General features: G+C 70.5%; 6 protein-coding genes. 3 read left to right on the top strand and 3 right to left on the bottom strand.

Features of this window, described 5'->3' with window-relative positions; all coding sequences use genetic code 11:
* Positions 1-438 (top strand): hypothetical protein (locus AC3XYG_RS13570; protein ID WP_489140369.1); only part of this gene is annotated, 438 nt, incomplete at its 5' end.
* 167 nt (positions 439-605) lie between these two features.
* Here AC3XYG_RS13570 and AC3XYG_RS13575 read toward each other — a convergent pair.
* Together AC3XYG_RS13575 and AC3XYG_RS13580 are read right to left on the bottom strand one after the other, a co-directional pair.
* Positions 606-932 carry a hypothetical protein gene (locus AC3XYG_RS13575; RefSeq protein WP_489140370.1) on the bottom strand — a complete coding sequence of 109 codons (327 nt, stop codon included), beginning with the start codon at positions 930-932 and terminating at the stop codon, positions 606-608.
* A gap of 102 nt (positions 933-1,034) precedes the next feature.
* Positions 1,035-1,178: a hypothetical protein gene (locus AC3XYG_RS13580; RefSeq protein ID WP_489140371.1), complete on the bottom strand. Its 144-nt coding sequence runs from the start codon at positions 1,176-1,178 to the stop codon at positions 1,035-1,037.
* 217 nt (positions 1,179-1,395) lie between these two features.
* On the opposite strand from AC3XYG_RS13580, the gene AC3XYG_RS13585 reads away from it, so the two are divergent.
* A complete protein-coding gene (locus tag AC3XYG_RS13585; protein WP_489140372.1) occupies positions 1,396-2,253 on the top strand; it encodes a DUF6502 family protein in 858 nt (285 codons plus the stop codon).
* Positions 2,253-3,446 carry a DUF5666 domain-containing protein gene (locus AC3XYG_RS13590; RefSeq protein WP_489140373.1) on the top strand — a complete coding sequence of 398 codons (1,194 nt, stop codon included), beginning with the start codon at positions 2,253-2,255 and terminating at the stop codon, positions 3,444-3,446. Before AC3XYG_RS13585 ends, AC3XYG_RS13590 begins: the two co-directional genes overlap by 1 nt.
* Positions 3,447-3,461: 15 nt before the next feature.
* Here AC3XYG_RS13590 and phnE read toward each other — a convergent pair.
* Positions 3,462-4,254 (bottom strand): phosphonate ABC transporter, permease protein PhnE (gene phnE, locus AC3XYG_RS13595; protein WP_489140374.1); only part of this gene is annotated, 793 nt, incomplete at its 5' end.

Below are 4,254 nucleotides of genomic sequence, written 5' to 3' on the forward strand. Positions count from 1 at the left end.
GTCCGCGGCCTGCTGGTCGCCGAGACCCTGTCCGAGGACACGCTGGCCGTCGATCCGGCCGGCCGCTTCGGCGGCGGCACGCGGCGGTTGTCGCTCGACACCTATGTCCGCGTCGTCGATCATCAGCTGCAGCTGGGTCAGGACCTGCAGGTGAATGCATCACCCGGACTGATCCGGTCGATGGGCAGCGAAACCCGCCGCGCCGTCGTCAATGTGGAGCGCAAGGCCGACGGATCACTGTTTGCCACCCGGGTCTACGAGCCCGGCAGCAACCGCGGTGGGCGGGACGATGGCGCAGGCGCCCGCGGCACCGACGGCGACGATCATGATCCGGGTGGCGACGACGGGGCCGGCGACGGTGATGGCGCCGGCGGGGATTCCGGCGACGGCCCGTCCGGTGACGGAACCTCCCGCGGCGGCGATTCCGGCGACGACTGACGCCGGCTTGTCATGCACCGGGACGAGCCTGCCGATCCGGCCGGCCGTCACGGTGTCGCGATGCGATCACGGTGTCGCGATGCGATCACGGTGCCGCGACGCGAACGCCGCCCCGACCGCGACCCCGACCGAGGGGCCGATGGCGGCCCAGAGAAGCAGGGTGGCGATCACGGCCATTGCCCTTTCGATCCGGGACATCTGGGTCTGGTCGAGGAGGAGAGCGGCTGTTCGACAGCCCGGTCGGGCAGCCGGCGCCACGCCGGTCCGGAGGAATATCGCGGCCCCGGGGGGATGGATCCCACCCTGCCGCTGGTATCCAGCGGAAACAGCCAGGGTTCGACCAGCGGATAGGCAGGCAGGGCCGGCCCGCGGTCCGACGGGCTCAGGCCCCGGACATCCGGCTCCGCATCCCCGTCCCACGCGCCGAAGACCACGCCCAGCAGGAAGGCCAGGATCGGGCCGATGAGGCCCCAGACGATCAGACCCGACATCATGCGTGCTCCTTCCTCGGGGCGCGGGCGGACGGCCTGCGCGACAGCAGGTAAAGCTCGAGCCACGGCAGGATGGCCAGGATCGGTTGCAGCATCGCTTTCTCCTCAGGGGAACTGCGTCAGCAGGGTGATGGCGCTGTCCACGAGCAGCAGGCCGAGTCCGGTCATGAAGACGATGGCGATCACGGTCGTCACGATGCGGCGGAGCCAGCCCGGCCCGGTCGACAGGCTCTCCTCCGGCGTTGTCATGACATCGGCGGGCCGGAGCCTGAAGATGGGCGGCGGGGATTCACGGGGGGCGGTCGGTTCCGGTGACGACATGGTCGGCTCCTTGGTTGTGGGAAATTATCCCACGATAGATGTGTGGGATTTTTGCCCACGTCAAATGAATTTCTGCTGCGTGGGTTTTTTTCCCACGCATGGCCGTGCTAGGATCCGAACCGAACCGACGGATCACAGCCTGCGAATGCCCCTCCTGCCGCCTCCACCTCAGGCCCTGCTCAGACCCCTGGCCCGTCTGCTGCGACCGCTGGTCCGGCTGCTGATCCGCAGCGGCGTGACCTTTCCCGTCATGGCCGACCTGCTGCGCGGCCTTTATGTCGACGTCGCCTTGCGCGACCTGTTGACCGATCCGAAGACGCAGACCGACAGCCGCATCAGCCTGCTGACCGGCGTGCATCGGAAGGAGATCCGGCGGCTGCGGATGCGGGACGCCGGCACCGACGCGACGACGCCGGTGGTGGTGACGCTGAGCAGCCAGATCATCGCCCGCTGGCTGGGCGCCCCGCCCTATGCCGATGCGGCGGGACGATCGCTGCCCCTGCCGCGGATCGCCCGGACCGCCGGCGAGGCTTCGTTCGAGACCCTGGTGGAGTCGGTGACGAAGGATGTGCGCGCCCGATCCGTCCTCGACGACTGGATCGGCCAGGACATCGTCATCGTGGACGAGCAGGACTGCGTCCATCTGAACAGCGAGGCCTTCATCCCGCGGCCGGGCGGGGAGGAGCAGCTGTTCTACTTCGCCCGCAACCTGCACGATCACATCGCCGCCGCGGCCACGAATGTGGCGACCGCCGGGCCGGCGCCGTTCCTCGACCGCAGCATGCACTACGACCGGCTGCGGCCGGAAACGGTCGCACAGCTGGAGGTCACGTCGCGCGAGGCGGCGCAGCAGTTGCTGGTCGACGTCAACCGCGTCGCCCTGGCCATGGCGGAGGCCGACGACAAGGCCGCACCCACCCCGGGGATCCCGTTGCGCCGGATCAACCTGGGTGTCTACGTGTATGTCGAAGACGATCCCATCGACGAGGAGAAGGCGCCTTGATGCGTCGCGTGCGAATCCTGGCGCTCGCCCTGCTGGCCTCCTGCACCTCGGTCGTGACAGGTGACCGTGTCGCCGAGCGCGGCATCGGCGGCACCGGCATCACGGCGGATGACCGCGGCATGGGCGGCACCGGCATCGTCGGCGTCATCACCGGCTTCGGCAGCATCTGGGTGAACGGCATCGAGGTCGAGTTCGACGCCAAGACGCCGCTGCAGGTCGACGGCCGGGAGGCCCCGGGCGAGACCGGGGGGGTCGGGCTGGTTGCGGTGATCACCGCACCCGGCAGCGGCCCCCGCCTCGGCGCCAGCAGCATCGCCGTCCGGCATGAAGTATCGGGCCCCGTCGACTCGGTCGAGCCCGATGGCAGCGCCCTGCACATCGCCGGCCAGCGCGTGCGCCTGACCGGCACGGTGTGGGGCGACGGCATCCCGAAGGCCGGCGACTGGGTGGCGGTCAGCGGCCTGGTGGACACCGATGGCGACATCGTCGCCACCCGCTTCGACCGGCGCGCCCCCGGCCCCGTCATCGTGCACGGGTCGCTCTCGGGCGCCGCCGGTGCGCTGCGCATCGGCACCCTGGCGCTGCGGCCGGGATCACGCCTGACCGCGAGCCTCGGCCAACAGGTGACCGTGTCGGGGCATTATGCCGGCGGCACGCTGGTTCCCGACGCGGTGTCGCGGGACACCCTGGCGGCCGACCCGTCCGGCTTGTTCGGCCCGTCGGTGAGCCGGCTGGTCGTCGAATCCTACGCCAGCGCCGGCCAGGGCGGCCTGCGCTGGGGCCGCGGCCAGATCACCACCGCCGCGACCGGAACGCTGGGCACCCTCGGCGCCCAGCCGCAGCGCACGATCATTGAATTCGACCGGCGGCCCGATGGCGGGCTGGAGGCAATCGGCCTGCGCAGCACCACCGGCCGGAACGGAGCCGTGCACGAGGTCCCGCGCAATTTCGGCGACGACCGGGGCGACCGCACCGGCCCGGGCGCCAATCCCGGGCTCTCCGAAGAGCGGGATCGGGCCGGACGGCCGAATGACGGAGAGCCGCGCGGCAGCCCGGACTGGGGCGGCAGACGATCGACGCCGGGGGCGTTCGATGGCTGCAACGGCTGGGGCGGGGCCTGCGGGCCGGGCGGCGTGCCTGGGTCGGGCGGCGCGCCCGGCCCGGGCCATCGCGGCCGCCCGCCCGGCGGCTGAGCGGTTCGGGGCCGCCTATCCCCGCGCCGCCTCGCGTCCGATCAGCTTCAACCGCAGCCATTTCGACAGGGTGTCGATCGCGGCGACGGTGATCAGCACCAGCACCAGGATGAAGGCGACCTGGTCCCAGGCCAGGATCTTGATCCGCTCCGAGATCTGCAGGCCGATGCCGCCGGCGCCGACGATGCCGAGGATGGTGGCCGAGCGGGTGTTGGATTCGAAGAAGTACAGCGCCTGCGACACGAACAGCGGGATCGCCTGCGGCAGCACGCCGAAGCGCAGCACCGCCAGGTTGGAGGCGCCGGTCGAGCGCACGCCGTCGATCTGCTTCTTCTCCGCCGTCTCGATCGCCTCGGCATAGAGCTTGGCCAGCGAGCCGATGTCGGAGACGCAGATCGCCAGGATGCCGGCCAGCGGGCCCAGCCCGACCGCGCGCACGAACACCAGGGCCCAGATCAGCTGGTCGACGCCGCGCAGACCGTCGAACAGCCGGCGGAAACCGAAGCGCAGGAAACCGAGCGGCATGATGTTGCGGGCGCCGAGGAAGCCGAGCGGGATCGCGATCACCGACGCGATCAGCGTGCCGATGAAGGCCATGGCGATGGTCTGGCCCAGCGCGGCGAAGATCTCGCCGTACTCCCAATCGGCCATGCCGTGCCAGGAGACCATCTGGCCGATGATCACGAACAGCCCGTTCGGGCTGACCAGCCCGCCATAGAGCCGTGCCGGCGAGACGTCGAAGTACCAGAAGAGATAGCCGAGATAGCCCAGCGCCAGCAGGATCAGGGCGGCGTGAAACAGACGCTCG

This window comes from Inquilinus sp. (genome assembly GCF_057815775.1).

Excerpts from the sequence above, each read along its gene's own strand:
- AC3XYG_RS13575 (WP_489140370.1), bottom strand. The coding sequence starts at position 932 with ATGATGTCGGGTCTGATCGTCTGGGGCCTCATCGGCCCGATCCTGGCC.
- AC3XYG_RS13580 (WP_489140371.1), bottom strand. The coding sequence starts at position 1,178 with ATGACAACGCCGGAGGAGAGCCTGTCGACCGGGCCGGGCTGGCTCCGC.
- AC3XYG_RS13585 (WP_489140372.1), top strand. The coding sequence starts at position 1,396 with ATGCCCCTCCTGCCGCCTCCACCTCAGGCCCTGCTCAGACCCCTGGCC.
- AC3XYG_RS13590 (WP_489140373.1), top strand. The coding sequence starts at position 2,253 with ATGCGTCGCGTGCGAATCCTGGCGCTCGCCCTGCTGGCCTCCTGCACC.